11 protein-coding genes are annotated in these 13,844 nt (G+C 69.3%); 5 read left to right on the top strand and 6 right to left on the bottom strand.

What is annotated here, in order from left to right:
• Positions 1 to 108: 108 nt before the first annotated feature.
• From OO70_RS38155 to OO70_RS38140, 4 genes are all read right to left on the bottom strand, one after another.
• Positions 109 to 1,845, bottom strand: coding sequence for a glycoside hydrolase family 13 protein (locus tag OO70_RS38155; RefSeq protein ID WP_043682164.1), 1,737 nt, complete (start codon positions 1,843 to 1,845; stop codon positions 109 to 111).
• Positions 1,846 to 2,017: 172 nt separating this feature from the next.
• Entirely contained in the window at positions 2,018 to 2,884 is an 867-nt protein-coding gene (locus OO70_RS38150; RefSeq protein ID WP_043682161.1) for a sugar ABC transporter permease, read from the bottom strand.
• Positions 2,885 to 2,897: 13 nt separating this feature from the next.
• The gene (locus tag OO70_RS38145) at positions 2,898 to 3,902 is read right to left on the bottom strand and encodes a carbohydrate ABC transporter permease (RefSeq protein WP_043682158.1); all 1,005 of its coding nucleotides are present in this window, start codon (positions 3,900 to 3,902) and stop codon (positions 2,898 to 2,900) included.
• Positions 3,903 to 4,029: 127 nt separating this feature from the next.
• Positions 4,030 to 5,304 (bottom strand): extracellular solute-binding protein, encoded by a 1,275-nt coding sequence (locus OO70_RS38140; protein WP_043682156.1) that lies wholly within the window; start codon positions 5,302 to 5,304, stop codon positions 4,030 to 4,032.
• 362 nt (positions 5,305 to 5,666) lie between these two features.
• Here OO70_RS38140 and OO70_RS38135 point away from each other — a divergent pair, with 362 nt between their 5' ends.
• The gene (locus OO70_RS38135) at positions 5,667 to 6,701 is read left to right on the top strand and encodes a LacI family DNA-binding transcriptional regulator (protein ID WP_043682393.1); all 1,035 of its coding nucleotides are present in this window, start codon (positions 5,667 to 5,669) and stop codon (positions 6,699 to 6,701) included.
• A 131-nt stretch (positions 6,702 to 6,832) separates the two neighbouring features.
• Positions 6,833 to 7,693, top strand: a complete 861-nt coding sequence (locus OO70_RS38130) for a phosphatase PAP2 family protein (protein WP_043682154.1) — start codon at positions 6,833 to 6,835, stop codon at positions 7,691 to 7,693.
• Here the strand turns inward: OO70_RS38130 and OO70_RS38125 are convergent.
• A complete protein-coding gene (locus OO70_RS38125; protein WP_043682151.1) occupies positions 7,690 to 8,580 on the bottom strand; it encodes a LysR family transcriptional regulator in 891 nt (296 codons plus the stop codon). The two genes, OO70_RS38130 and OO70_RS38125, sit on opposite strands and share 4 nt — an antisense overlap.
• A 71-nt stretch (positions 8,581 to 8,651) precedes the next feature.
• On the opposite strand from OO70_RS38125, the gene OO70_RS38120 reads away from it, so the two are divergent.
• Positions 8,652 to 9,584, top strand: coding sequence for a DMT family transporter (locus tag OO70_RS38120; protein WP_043682148.1), 933 nt, complete (start codon positions 8,652 to 8,654; stop codon positions 9,582 to 9,584).
• On the opposite strand, the gene OO70_RS38115 is transcribed toward OO70_RS38120, so the two are convergent.
• Complete coding sequence (locus tag OO70_RS38115; RefSeq protein WP_043682146.1) at positions 9,581 to 12,583, bottom strand: bifunctional [glutamine synthetase] adenylyltransferase/[glutamine synthetase]-adenylyl-L-tyrosine phosphorylase; 3,003 nt, start codon at positions 12,581 to 12,583, stop codon at positions 9,581 to 9,583. The genes OO70_RS38120 and OO70_RS38115 overlap by 4 nt on opposite strands.
• Before the next feature lie 171 nt (positions 12,584 to 12,754).
• On the opposite strand from OO70_RS38115, the gene OO70_RS38110 reads away from it, so the two are divergent.
• Positions 12,755 to 13,267, top strand: a complete 513-nt coding sequence (locus OO70_RS38110; protein WP_043682143.1) for a pyridoxamine 5'-phosphate oxidase family protein — start codon at positions 12,755 to 12,757, stop codon at positions 13,265 to 13,267.
• A gap of 45 nt (positions 13,268 to 13,312) precedes the next feature.
• The gene (locus tag OO70_RS38105; protein WP_043682140.1) at positions 13,313 to 13,753 is read left to right on the top strand and encodes a VOC family protein; all 441 of its coding nucleotides are present in this window, start codon (positions 13,313 to 13,315) and stop codon (positions 13,751 to 13,753) included.
• Positions 13,754 to 13,844 lie beyond the last annotated feature (91 nt).

Below are 13,844 nucleotides of genomic sequence, written 5' to 3'. Positions count from 1 at the left end.
TGAAGGTTCTTGCTGAAATGCGATGGAAATCTTGCGGTGGCCAGATGTTAAAGGCCCGCCGCCCAAAAGGGCAGCGGGCCGTGTGAAGTTGATGCAAGAACTTTCGCGCTACGGGGTGGTGGTCCACCAGACCGTCGTGTCGGCCGGCAGCTTCGCCTCGCCGTCCGCCTCGGTCACCTCACCGCTGGCGAGCAGGAGACGGCCGTACGCCGACGTCGTCACCGACTCCCCACTGGTGTTCGCGACACACACGAACTCCCCACGCCGGAAGGCGAGTACGCCCTCGGGCGCCCGCAGCCACTCCACCGAGTCGCCCGCGCCGAGGTCGGGCTGGTTACGGCGGGCGGCGAGCGCGGCGCGGTACAGCTCGAGCGTCGAGCCGGCTGCCCCGGTCTGCGCCTCGATGCTCAACTCGCCCCAGCCGTCCGGCTGCGGCAGCCAACTCCCGCCGTTCCCGAAGCCGTACGACGAGCCCTCGCGCGTCCACGGGATCGGCACCCGGCACCCGTCACGGAAGCCGTCCTGGCCCGCGCCCCTGAAGTAGGCGGGGTCCTGGCGGACTTCGTCCGGAAGGTCGACGACGTCGGGCAGGCCCAGTTCCTCGCCCTGGTAGACGTACGCCGAGCCGGGCAGCGCCAGCATCAGCAGCGAGGCCGCGCGGGCCCGGCGCAGGCCCAGCTCCCGGTCCCCGGCCGTGCGGATCTGGGTGCCGAGGCCGGGCGGGTTGGCGAAGCGGGTGGCGTGCCGGGTGACGTCGTGGTTGGAGAGGACCCAGGTGGCCGGGGCGCCGACCGGACGCATGGCTTCCAGCGTCCGGTCGATGACCGTACGGAGCTCCTCGGCGTCCCAATCGGTCGACAGGTACTGGAAGTTGAAGGCCTGGTGGAGTTCGTCGGGACGGACGTAGTTGGCCGTCCGCTCCACGGTGGGCGTCCATGCCTCGGCCACGAAGATACGCCCGCCCGTCTCCCGCCCCCGCCCTTCCAAGGAAGGCCCTTCAGGCCCCAACTTATTGCCCGCGTACTCGTCCAGGACCGTGCGCCACTGGCGGTACACGTCGTGCACGCCGTCCTGGTCGAAGAACGGCATGACATCGTTGCCCAGGAGCTTGAGTTGGTCGTGCGAGCCGAGGTCGGGCAGCCCCTCCGCCTTGACGAGGCCGTGGGCCACGTCGATCCGGAAACCGTCGACGCCGATGTCCAGCCAGAAGCGGAGGATCGAGCGGAACTCGTCGCCGACCGCCGGGTGTTCCCAGTTGAAGTCCGGCTGCTCGGGGGCGAAGAGGTGCAGGTACCACTCCCCCGGCGAGCCGTCCGGTTCGGTGACCCGCGTCCAGGCCGGGCCGCCGAAGATGGACTCCCAGTCGTTGGGCGGGAGTTCGCCGTGCTCGCCCTTTCCTGGGCGGAAGTGGTAGCGCTCCCGCAGCGGCGAGCCGGGGCCTTCGCGCAACGCCCGCTTGAACCACTCGTGTTGGTCCGAGGAGTGGTTCGGGACGAGGTCGACGATGATGCGCAGGCCGAGTCCGTGGGCGTCACGGATCAGCGCGTCGGCGTCGAGCAGGTTGCCGAACATGGGGTCCACGGCACGGTAGTCGGCGACGTCGTAGCCCGCGTCCGCCTGCGGGGAGGCGTAGAACGGGCTGAGCCAGACGGCGTCGATGCCGAGGTCACGCAGATACGGGAGGCGGCCGCGTACGCCCTCCAGGTCGCCCATACCGTCGCCGTTGCTGTCGGCGAAACTGCGCGGATAGACCTGGTAGATCACCGCGTCCCTCCACCAGTCGCCGCGCTTGGCTTGGGCGGGGGTTTTCGGTGCCGGGGCGATGGCCGAGTGCTGCTGGGTCATGGCGTCCTTGGTACGTAACGGGGGTCTGGTTGTGGGGAGTTGGTGACGAGGCGGCCGTGAGGTCAGCGGGGTCGGATGGACGTCACGGCCGCCTCGAGTTTTGGGTGCGGCTTCGTGGGGGCTGGGCGCGCAGTTCCCCGCGCCCCTTTGGGGCGCCCCCGTCACCGGCGATCTATCCCTTGGTTCCGCCTGACGTCAGGCCGCTGACCAAGTTCTTCTGCACCAGGTAGAAGAACGCGGCCACGGGTATCGCGATCAACACCGCCGTCGCCGCCATCAGGTTGCGTTGTGCGTCGTGTTCGCTGACGAAGGTCTGAAGCCCGACCGCGAACGTGTACTTCGTGTCGGACAGCATGAACGTCGAGGCGAACGCGACCTCGCCGAAGGCCGTGAGGAAGCTGTAGAACGCGGCGACCGCCAGACCCGGCTTGGCGAGCGGCAGGATCAGTCGCGCGAACGTGCCGAAGGGGTTCAGCCCGTCGACGCGTCCGGCCTCGTCGATCTCGAACGAGATCGTGTCGAAGTAGCCCTTGAGCAGCCAGGCGCAGTAGGGCACCGCAGTGGAGCAGTAGACGAGGATGAGACCAAGGTAGCTGTCGATGAGCTGGAGGTCGGCCAGAATCTGGTACATCGGCACGATGAGTACCGCTATCGGGAACATCTGGGTGACCAGCAGCACCCACATGAACTTCCGGTAGCCGGGGAAGCGCATGCGCGAGACGGCGTAGCCGGTGGTGGCCGCGATGGTGACGCCGATGACCGTGGTGCCGAGCGAGACGATCAGCGAACTCTTCAACCAGTCGAAGAACTCGGTGTGTTGGAGGACGAACGAGTAGTTGCCGAACGTCATCTTCTTCCAGATGCCGGCCGGGTGGAGGTAGTCGTCCGAGTCCGGGCCGAGGGAGAGGAAGACCAGCCAGGCGATCGGGAAGAGGGCGATCAGGCTCGCGACGATCAGGATGCCGTGGGAGGTGAGGGAGCCTGCTCGGCTCAACTCGCCCCGGCGGCGGGTCCGTTGCGGTGTGGTCGTGGTGCTCATGGGGACTCCTGCCTCAGATCGCGAGCTGTTGGTCATTGCGGTTCAGCCAGCGGCGGTAGAAGGAGGTGAAGACGATCAGGATGGCCAGCAGCAGGATGCCGTAGGCGGCCGACTGGGCGAAGTCGCGCGGCTGTTGGCCGAAGCCGAGGAAGTACGACCAGGTGACGAGGATCTGCGCGTCGGGGGCGGTGTTGCCGAACAGCAGGAAGATCACGGCGAACTGGTTGAACGTCCAGATGATGCCGAGGAGTACGACGGTGGAGCTGACCGACCTCAGGCCCGGCAGGGTGACGTAGCGGAAGCGCTGCCAGGGGCTCGCGCCGTCCATCTCGGCGGCCTCGTAGAGCGAGGTGTCGATGGACTGGAGGCCGCCGAGCAGCGAGACCATCATGAAGGGCACACCGCACCAGGTGTTGACCATGATGGCGGCGAACCGCTGCCAGAACGTGCTCTCCAGCCAGTCCGGTTGGGGCAGATGCAGGCTGTGCAGCGCGGAGTTGATGATGCCGCCGTCGGCGAGCATGAAGCGCCAGCCGAAGACCGTGACGAAGGTGGGGACGGCCCACGGCAGGATGAGGATCAGCCGGTAGAAGGTGCGGGCGCGCAGCTTCTGGTTGAGCAGCAGGGCGAGCGCGAGTCCGACCGTGTAGTGGAGGGCGACACAGAGCGCGGTCCAGACGATCGTCCAGATGAAGTGCGACCAGAAGCGGTCGTACGACGTCGGGCCGAACAGGATGTCCTTGTAGTTGTCGAGCCCGATGAACTTGTAGGTGGCGTCGATGTGGTTGACGCCGATCGTGCGCGCGGTGTTGAGGCTGTTGGCGTCGGTGAGCGTCAGGTAGAGGCCGTACGCCAGGGGGTAGAGCACGAGGACGCCGAGCACGACGACCACGGGGATGATCATCGCGTACGCGTACCAGTGCTTCTGGTAGCCGCGCCTGAGGCGCCCGCCGGGGCCGGGTCGGGGTGCGCGGTCACCGTGGCGCTTGCCGGTCGCGCGGTCGATGGCGACTGTCATGGTTCGTTCGACACCTTCTGGAAGTTCAAGCGGGTACGGCAAGTTCGAGGCCTACGGCGGCGCAGGCCGATGGCCGCCGGATCTGTCCCCCCACGCTCTCGCTGGCAGATCCGGCGGCCACTCATGGCTACTTGCTGAAGTCCGGGACCAGCTTGGCGATCGCCAGCTCGGCGTTGCTCAGGCCCTTGTCGAGGGACTCCTTGCCACCGGCGACCTTGGGCAGTTCGGTGTCCAGCGGGCCCCACAGCGAGCTGTACTCGGCGAGCGCCGGGCGCGGCTGGGCGGCGCCGAGGACGCTCTGGAAGCCGGCGATGCCCGGGTCGGCCTTGACGGCGGCGGTGTAGGCGTCGTCCCGGGTCGGCAGCGTCGAGTTCTTCAGCGCGATCGTCGACTGGGAGGCGGCCGAGGTCATGAAGTTCAGGAACTTCAGGGACGCCTTCTGGTGCGCGGAGTCCGAGCCGGCGTAGACCGAGAGGTTGTGACCGCCGGTCGGGGCACCGGACTTGCCGGTGGAGCCGGCCGGGATCTGCGCGATGCCGAGGTTGGACTTGTCCTTGAAGGCCGAGCCCTTGTAGAAGTTCGTGATCTCCCAGGGGCCCTGGATGATCGCGGCGACCTTGCCGGTGACGAACGCGTCCTGGATGTGGGCGTAGGCGTCGGCGGTGGTGTCGGCCTTGTGCAGGCCGGTGCCGGAGAAGAGGCTCAGCCAGGTGCCGTAGGCCTTCTTCGCGGCGGCGGAGTCCACGGTGATCTTCTTGGCGGAGGCGTCGACGGTGTCGGTGCCCTCACCGTAGAGGAAGGTCTGCGCGTAGTAGGCCTGGGTGGAGCCCCAGTAGCCGTCGACCTTGGCCTTGGCCTTGATCTTCGCGGCGTCGGCCTTCAACTCGTCCCAGGTGGTGGGCGCGGCGGTGATGCCGGCCTGCGCGAAGAGCGCCTTGTTGTAGACGAGGGCGAGGGTGTCGGTGACCAGCGGCACGCCGTACGTCTTGCCCTCGTACTGGGCCTGCGTGATCAGGTTCGACTTGAACTTGGCCTGGTCCGCGAGGGCTTCGGTGCCGTCGAGCGGCAGGAAGTAGCCCTTCTTCGCGAAGGCGGGGGTCCAGCCGACCTCCGAACGCAGCACGTCCGGGGCGCCCTTGGAGCCGGCGGCGGTGTCGAACTTGTTCTGCGCCTGGTCGAAGGGCACGTTGACGTACTTGACCTTGATGTTCTTGTTGGCCGCCTCGAACTTGGCGACGAGGGCCTTGTACGTCGGTGCCTCATTGGTGGCGTTGGAGGTGTCCCACCAGGTGATGGTGACCGGCCCGTCCGACTTGCCGCTGTCACTGTCGCTGCTGCCGCAGGCCGTCGCCGCGAGGGCGAGGGACGCCACCAGCGCGGTGGCCGCTATGCCACGCCGCATGAGTTCTCCTTGAGGGTGAAAGCCCGTGAGGTGCAGGGCAGCGGTCCCGTCCGCCACCCTGTCGACTTGCCGACTGCGCCGTTGCGTCCGCCGGGCGTCGCCGAACGTAACAGCGATGCAAGCGTGGCGAAAGTCCTTGCTGCAAAAAACTGCAAGACGGCGGGAGAGTTACCCGCCTGTGACCTCTCCTCGACCCTCGCGAAACCCAGTACTGGTGCGGCTGAGCGGGCAAGGGGACACTTGTGCAAGACTCTGCAAGCTCTTGCCGCATGCCGTACGTCGACCATCGGCCGACCAGAACACGAGGGATCGCGATGACGCAGCAACCCGCAGCGCGCCGACGGCCGGTACAGTCCACTCCCGTGACCACACGGCTTGCCGACATCGCCGCGCAGGCGGGGGTGAGCGAAGCGACCGTCAGCCGCGTCCTCAACGGCAAGCCTGGCGTCGCCGCCACCACCCGTCAGTCCGTCCTCGCCGCGCTCGACGTGCTCGGCTACGAGCGTCCGGTGCGGCTGCGGCAGCGCAGCGAGGGTCTGGTCGGTCTCATCACGCCGGAGCTGGAGAACCCCATATTTCCCGCCCTGGCGCAGGTCATAGGGCAGGCGTTGACGCGGCAGGGCTACACACCGGTGCTCGCCACCCAGACCCCGGGCGGGTCGACGGAGGACGAGCTGACCGAGATGCTCGTCGACCGCGGGGTCGCGGGCATCATCTTCGTCTCCGGGCTGCACGCGGACACCTCCGCCGACATGCAGCGCTACGAGCAACTGCGGGCGCAGGGCGTGCCGTTCGTGCTCGTGGACGGCTTCTCGCCCAAGGTGCAGGCGCCGTTCATCTCCCCGGACGACCGCGCGGCGATGACCCTCGCGGTCACGCATCTCGTCTCGCTCGGCCACACCCGCATCGGTCTGGCGCTGGGTCCCAAGCGCTTCGTCCCCGTACAACGCAAGATCGAGGGCTTCGTCCGCACGATGCAGGACCAACTGGCCCTGACCGCCGAGGACGTGGAGACCCGGCTCGTCCAGCACTCGCTGTACACGCTGGAGGGCGGGCAGGCCGCCGCCGCCGCGTTGATCGACCGCGAGTGCACGGCGATCGTGTGCGCGAGCGACATGATGGCGCTCGGCGCGATACGGGCGGCCCGGCAGCGGGGTCTCGAGGTGCCCCGGGACGTCTCTGTCGTGGGCTTCGACGACTCCCCGCTGATCGCGTTCACCGACCCGCCGCTGACGACGATCCGCAAGCCGGTGCCGGCGATGGGGCAGGCGGCGGTACGGACGTTGCTGGAGGAGATCGGCGGGACGCCCGCGCCGCACAGTGAGTTCGTGTTCATGCCGGAGCTGGTGGTGCGGGGTTCGACGGCTTCGGCGCCCGGGGAGCGGAATCGTCCCTAAGGGGGAGGAAACGCGGCGACATCCCCTGCGCTGGTAGTAGTACGGGGACTCTTCTCGTCGTAGAACATGCGAGCCGGACCCGACCAGGGGATGATCGGTCGCGGAAGCCTTTTCTGGCAGACTTCGTGTCTATGGGTGAGACCACCGTGACGACATTGGAAGGCCGTGAAGAAGCCGTTCCGAGCCCCGTCGCGGACGCCGCGGGGCCGGGCTTTCTGCGCCGGCTGCGGACCCCGCGCCGCCCCCGGTTGTGGTTCGAGATCCTGCTGATCGCGGTGAGTTACTGGACGTACTCACTGATCCGCAACGCGGTTCCGGAACAGCGGTCCGAGGCACTGCGCAACGCCGACTGGATCTGGCGCGTCGAGAACGATCTCGGGATCGCCGTCGAGCAGTCGGTCAACCACGCGCTCAACTCGGTGACTTGGCTGATCGTCGGCATGAACTACTACTACGCGACACTGCACTTCGTGGTAACGCTGGGTGTCCTGGTGTGGCTGTACCGCAGTCATCCGGGCCGCTATGCGGCGACGCGCCTGGTGCTGTTCGCGACTACGGCTGTGGCCCTGGTCGGTTACTACCTGTTCCCCCTGGCTCCGCCCCGCCTCATGAACGGCAGCCACTTCGTCGACACCGTCATGGTCCACCAGACCTGGGGTTCGATGGCGTCCGGCGACCTGAAACACGTGTCGAACCAGTACGCCGCGATGCCGTCCATGCACATCGGCTGGTCCCTGTGGTGCGGCCTGACGATCTTCGCGCTGGCCAAGCTCCCCTGGGTCCGCATCCTCGGCCTCCTCTACCCGGCCGTGACCCTGACGGTCATCGTCGCCACCGCCAACCACTTCTGGCTCGACGCGGTGGGCGGCATGATCTGCCTGGCCTTCGGCTTCACGGTGGCCCGCCTCTGGTACGGCACGTTCCCGTACGCCCTGCCGAGGACGGTGGCGGTACGGGGAGCGGGCGGCTCCTTGCTGCCCACCAGGGCCTAACCCTCGCCCGCCGCGTCCCGCAGTGCCGCCAGAAACGCCCGCAGGGCCGGCTGCGGCGGCGCGGTCTCCCGTACGGCCGCGTAGATGCTCCGCACCGGCTCCGGATCCCGTACGACCCGTACGACCACGTCCGGATGCCGGCTCCCGAGCCCCAGCCGGGGAATCAGGCTCACCCCGAGGCCCGCCGCGACAAACCCCTGCGCGGTCACGTAGTCCTCGCTCTGGACGGCGAACCTCGGCCGGAACCCCGCCGCCTCGCACGCGTCGAGCTGAGCGTCGAGGCAAGGCCCCGGCCACTCACTGCCGACCCAGGTCTCCCCCGCCAGCTCCCGCAGCTCCACGCTCCGCCGCGCGGCCAGCCGATGCCCCTTCGGCAGTACGGCGAGATACGGATCGTCGAGCAGCTTCACCAGCCGTACGCCGTCATGGCCGCCGGACGCCCCGACCACCAGCGCGACATCCGCGCGCCCCTCCTTCACCTCCGGCAGCGGATCCTCCGGGTCGGACAGCCTCAACTCCAGCTGCACGCCCGGGTGTTCGACGCGGAGCCGGGCCACGGCGGGGGCGACCAGGGCGGCGCCGGCGGTGGCGAAGTAGCGGACCGTGAGCCGTCCCGTGCGCCCGGCCACCAGGTCCGCCAGCGCCGTCTCCGCCTCGGCGACCTGCCCGGCGATCGCGTCCGCGTACCCGGTGAGCAGCAGTCCCGCCGCCGTGGGCCGCACCCCGCGCCCGACCCGCTCCAGCAGCGCGGTCCCGGCCTCCTTCTCCAGCGCCCCGATCTGCTGACTCACGGCCGACGGGGTGTAACCGAGCCGGGCCGCCGCCGCGGTCACCGACCCGCTGCCCACCACCGCCCGCAGGACCTGCATGCGCCGCACATCAAGCATGTAGCCGAGGTTAACAGTGACTGTAGAATCTTTCACTTGTCCTCACACGTCCCCTGCCCGACCGTAGACCCATGCAGCCCGCCTCCACACTCCGCATGGCCGCGCTCGCCCTCCTGTGGGGCTCGGGCTTCCTGTGGATCAAACTCGCCCTGAACCACGGCCTCTCCCCCGCCCAGATCACCATCACCCGCTGCGCCCTGGGCACGGCCGTGCTCCTGGCACTGGCCCGCGCGGCAGGCCAACGCCTGCCCCGCGACCGCACGACCTGGGCCCGGCTCGCGGTGGCCGCCCTGTTCTGCAACGCCATCCCCTTCGCCCTGTTCAGCGTGGGCGAGCAGACCGTCGACTCCGGCGTCGCGGGCGTCCTGAACGCCACAACTCCCTTGTGGTCCCTGCTGATCGGCATCACCCTGGGCACCGACCGCGGCCTGAGCCGAGCCCGCCTGACCGGACTCCTCCTCGGCTTCGCCGGTACGGTCCTGATCTTCGCCCCGTGGCACCGCTCGGGCCTGCTGAGCTGGGGCGCGCTCGCTCTCCTGGGCGCCGCCGCGAGCTACGCCGTGGCCTTCGCGTACATGGCCCGCAAACTCACCACGGGCCAGGCCCCGTTGGCGATGTCGGCGGCCCAACTGATGGCGGCAACGGCCTGGACCACGCTCGCCGTACCAGCCTCCGGCCCGGTACACCCCGACCTCACGGCCCTGCTCGCGGTGACCACCCTGGGCATCCTGGGCACCGGCGTCACCTTCTACCTCAACTACCGCCTGATAGCCGACGAGGGCGCGACGAGCGCGGCAACGGTCGGTTATCTACTGCCAGTTGTGTCGGTATCACTGGGTGCGGTGCTGCTGGACGAGAAGGTGGGGTTGCGGATGGTGACGGGCATGACGGTAGTCCTGGTGGGCGTAGCCCTGACAAGACACCGCTCAGTGAAGGCTTTTAGGGGCGCGGGGAACTGCGCGCCCAGCCCCCACCGGCCCGCAGCCAAAAACCAACCCGCTTAAGCCGCCCCGTAAAACAGCAGATCCACCACACCCCGAGCCCGACGAGTCGTACGCCGATAGTCATCGAGCATGTCCCCCACATGCCCCGGCCCATACCCCAAGTACCGCCCCACCGCAGCAAGTTCACGCGGCTCAGACGGAAACGTATCCCCCGCCCGCCCCCGCACCAACATCACCGCGTTACGAACCCGCGTGGCCAACACCCACGCCTCGTCCAACGTCGACGCATCCTCCACCGAGATCAGCTCGGCCGCACACGCCGCGGCAAGAGCCTCCCGCGTACGAGTGGTCCGCAACCCCGGCTCGCTCCAGCCATGCTGCAACTGCATCAGCTGCACGGTCCACTCGACGTCCGAGAGCCCCCCACGCCCCAGCTTGGTGTGCAGCGTCGAGTCCGCGCCGCGAGGCATCCGCTCGGACTCCATACGGGCCTTCAGCCGCCGAATCTCCCGTACGGCGTCGTCCCCGAGCCCCTCCGCCGGATACCGCAGAGGATCGATCAGCTCGATGAAGCGCCGCCCCAACTCCTCGTCCCCGGCAACAGGTTCCGCCCGCAACAACGCCTGGGACTCCCAAACCAGCGACCACCGGCGGTAGTAGGCCTCGTAGGAGTTCAACGACCGCACGAGCGGCCCCGATTTACCCTCCGGCCGGAGATCCGCGTCGATCAGCAGGGGCGGGTCAGAACTGGCGACCTGGAGCAGTCGGCGCATCTCGGAGACGACCTTGTTGGCCGCCTCGGAGGCCTCACGCTCCGGCACGCCCTCGCGGGGTTCGTGCACGAACAGGACGTCCGCGTCGGAGCCGTAGCCCAGTTCGTGGCCGCCGAAGCGGCCCATGCCGATGACGGCGAAGCGGGTGGGGAGGGTGTCGCCCCAGCCCTCGCGGACCACCGCGCGCAGGGTGCCGGCGAGGGTCGCGGCGGTCAGGTCGGAGACGGCGCCGCCGACCCGGTCGACGAGGGCGCCCTGATCCGCTTCGACGGGCTGGGTCTCGGTGCCGTAGGAGCCGACGATGTCGAAGGCGGCCGTACGGAAGAGTTCGCGGCGGCGGACGCCCCGGGCGAAGGTGACCGCCTGGACGGCGTCGTCGGCACGGCCCACCGCGGCCAGTATCTCCTGCTCCAGGTGGGCGCGGTCGCGGGGTTCGAGGCCGCTGCCGCCGTCGCCGTCGCCGAGGAGGGCGACCGCTTCGGGGGCGCGCATGAGGAGGTCGGGGGCGAGGCGGCCGGCGGACAGGACGCGGGCGAGGTTCTCGGCGGCGGCGCCCTCGTCCCTCAACAGCCGTAGGTACCAAGGGGTCTTGCCGAGGGCGTCGGACACCTTGCGGAAGTTGAGCAGGCCCGCGTCCGGGTCGGCGGAGTCCGCGAACCAGCCCAACAGGACGGGCAGCAGGGTGCGTTGGATGGCGGCCTTGCGGGTGACGCCGGAGGCGAGGGCCTCCAGGTGACGCAGGGCGGCGGCGGGGTCGTGGTAGCCGAGCGCGACCATGCGCTCGCGGGCCGCCTTGGGACTCAACCTGGTCTCGCCGGGGGCGAGTTGGGCGACCGCGTCGAGCAGCGGACGGTAGAAGAGCTTCTCGTGCAGGCGTCGTACGACGGTGGCGTGGCGCTTCCACTCGCGGTTCAGCTCGGCGACCGGGTCGGTGCGCAGGCCCAGCGAGCGGCCGAGGCGGCGCTGGTCGGCCTCCTCGACGGGGACCAGGTGGGTGCGGCGCAACCGGTAGAGCTGGATGCGGTGTTCCATCGTGCGCAGGAAGCGGTAGGCGTCGTCGAGCCGGGCGGCGTCCTCGCGGCCGACGTAGCCGCCGGCGGCGAGGGCCTCCAGCGCGACGAGCGTGGTGCCGCTGCGCAGCGAGGTGTCGGCGCGGCCGTGCACCAACTGCAGGAGCTGGACAGCGAATTCGACGTCCCGGAGGCCGCCGGGGGCGAGCTTGAGTTCGCGGTCGATCTCGGCGGCGGGGATGTTCTCGATGACGCGACGGCGCATCTTCTGCACGTCGGTGACGAAGTTCTCGCGCTCGGCCGCCGTCCACACGAGGGGTTCGAGGGCGGTGACGTACTCCTCGCCGAGCGCGAGGTCGCCGGCCACCGGGCGGGCCTTGAGCAGGGCCTGGAACTCCCAGGTCTTGGCCCAGCGTTGGTAGTAGGCGAGGTGGCTGGCGAGGGTGCGGACCAGCGGGCCGTTGCGGCCCTCGGGGCGGAGGTTGGCGTCGACGGGCCAGATGGACCCCTCGACGGTGGTCTCGGAGCAGATCCGCATCATGTGCGCGGCGAGCTTGGTGGCCGCGCGCAGCGCCTTGCCCTCGTCGGCACCGTCGACGGCCTCGCCGACGAAGATGACGTCGACGTCGGAGACGTAGTTCAGCTCGTGGCCGCCGCACTTGCCCATCGCGATCACCGCGAGCCGGCACAGCGCGGCGTCCTCGGGCGCGGCGGCACCGGCGATGGCGAGCGCGGCGCGCAGGGTGGCGGTCGCGAGGTCGGCGAGTTCGGCGGCGGTCTGCGCGAGGTCGGTGGTGCCGCACACGTCACGGGCGGCGATGGAGAGCAGGCAGCGGCGGTAGGCGACACGGAGGGCGACGGGGTCGGTGGCCTCGGCGAGCCCGCGCTCGAACTCCTCCACCCCGGGGTGGAGGTCGCGCGGCTCGTACATCACGAGGGCGTGCCAGTCGCGCGGGTGCCGGGCGAGATGGTCGCCGAGGGCGGCGGAGGCGCCGAGCACCCCGAGCAGCCGGTCCCGTAGGGGTTTCGCCGCGATCAGCGTGTCCAGCAGCTCACGGCGCGGGGTGTCCTCGGGCTGCGCCTCCAGGAGTCGTACGAGACCCTGAAGGGCCAGGTCGGGGTCGGCGGTGGCGCCGAGGGCCTCCAGCAGGACCGGGTCGTTCCTTATCGGCGCCAGCTCCGCGCTCTCCAGGAGCCGCTCGGCCGCCGAGGGATCGGTGAAGCCGTGCCGCAGCAGTCGCGAGAAGGTGCTGCTTCTGCGCCCCGGCGCCGTCATCCTCGGCCTCCCTCGGATCAAGGTCGTGCGGATCTAGGTCGTAACGTCCCGAGCCTAACCGCAGGTACGGGCGGTGGCCCCGGGGCGTGCGGCGATGAGTTCCGGCGCGGTACGGGGTCTGTCCTGTGGGAACCACTGAAACCACCGACAGGCAGAAACAGGGAGTAGCCGATGACCCACAAGGAACCGCGAACCCGTCTCGACCCCCGCTACAGCGACCCGGCGGCCACCGCGACCGACTGGGCCACGGCCGAGGCACACCTGGAGGCGGCCGAGCTGTTCTGGATCTCGACGGTACGGCCGGACGGGCGGCCGCATGTGACGCCCTTGCCGGCGGTGTGGGCGGACGGGGCACTGCACTTCTGCACCGGCCCCGAGGAACGCAAGGCGCTCAACCTCGCCGGCAACCCGCACGTCGTGCTGACGACCGGCACGAGCACCATCGACAAGGGGTACGACCTGGTCGTCGAGGGCGCGGCGGTGCGGGTCGTGGACGAGGGCAGGCTGCGGGAGCTGGCCGCCGCATGGGAGGCCAAGTACGGCAGTTTCTGGCACTTCGAGGTGCGGGACGGAGCCTTCCACCACGGTTCCGGGCACGCGTTGGTGTTCGCTGTGGCGCCCCGCACGGTTTTCGGCTTCGGTAAGGGGGAGCCGTTCAGCCAGACGCGGTGGCGGTTCGAGTGATGCCTGACAGACGGTTCGTGTGATGCCTGACAAAGGAGTCAAGCCATGGACATGACCCTCGAAGTGATCCTTCTCCCCGTCTCCGACGTGGACCGGGCCAAGGAGTTCTACCGCGACAAGGTCGGCTTCCATGTCGATCTCGACGGCGAGGTGATGGAGGGCGTACGGATCGTGCAGCTCACGCCGCCCGGGTCCGGATGTTCCATCGCTCTGGTGGACGGGCTGCAGATCCCCACCGGGACCCCGCAGCCGGGGACGTACCACGGCATGCAGTTGTGCGTGCAGGACGCGAAGGCGGCGTACGACGAGCTCACCGCGCGCGGGCTCGACGTCAGTGAGCCGGTGCAGTTCGCGCCGCAGGACGGTGCCACCTTCATGTACTTCAAGGACCCGGACGGGAACGGCTGGGCGATCCAGGAGTACCGGAAGCGGGCCGCCGAGCCGCTGCACCAGGTGCTGGCTCAACTGGCCGCGCCGCCGCACTAGTTCATCGTCGGCGGCATTAGTTCACCACTTCTTCATCCATCGGGTTGAGCATGGTGGGATGCGGGCATTTTGGCGTGTGCATGCTCTGTCC

The organism is Streptomyces xylophagus, from assembly GCF_000716435.1.
Classification (GTDB): Bacteria; Actinomycetota; Actinomycetes; order Streptomycetales; family Streptomycetaceae; genus Streptomyces; species Streptomyces xylophagus.
The sequence above is the reverse complement of the archived record's forward strand: the minus strand, read 5'-3'. Positions and strand labels throughout refer to the sequence as shown.

Coding starts and splice junctions, on each gene's coding strand:
- OO70_RS38145 (WP_043682158.1), bottom strand. CDS start 3,902: ATGACAGTCGCCATCGACCGCGCGACCGGCAAGCGCCACGGTGACCGC.
- OO70_RS38125 (WP_043682151.1), bottom strand. CDS start 8,580: ATGCTTGATGTGCGGCGCATGCAGGTCCTGCGGGCGGTGGTGGGCAGC.
- OO70_RS38105 (WP_043682140.1), top strand. CDS start 13,313: ATGGACATGACCCTCGAAGTGATCCTTCTCCCCGTCTCCGACGTGGAC.
- OO70_RS38140 (WP_043682156.1), bottom strand. CDS start 5,304: ATGCGGCGTGGCATAGCGGCCACCGCGCTGGTGGCGTCCCTCGCCCTC.
- OO70_RS38130 (WP_043682154.1), top strand. CDS start 6,833: ATGGGTGAGACCACCGTGACGACATTGGAAGGCCGTGAAGAAGCCGTT.
- OO70_RS38115 (WP_043682146.1), bottom strand. CDS start 12,583: ATGACGGCGCCGGGGCGCAGAAGCAGCACCTTCTCGCGACTGCTGCGG.
- OO70_RS38155 (WP_043682164.1), bottom strand. CDS start 1,845: ATGACCCAGCAGCACTCGGCCATCGCCCCGGCACCGAAAACCCCCGCC.
- OO70_RS38150 (WP_043682161.1), bottom strand. CDS start 2,884: ATGAGCACCACGACCACACCGCAACGGACCCGCCGCCGGGGCGAGTTG.
- OO70_RS38110 (WP_043682143.1), top strand. CDS start 12,755: ATGACCCACAAGGAACCGCGAACCCGTCTCGACCCCCGCTACAGCGAC.
- OO70_RS38120 (WP_043682148.1), top strand. CDS start 8,652: ATGCAGCCCGCCTCCACACTCCGCATGGCCGCGCTCGCCCTCCTGTGG.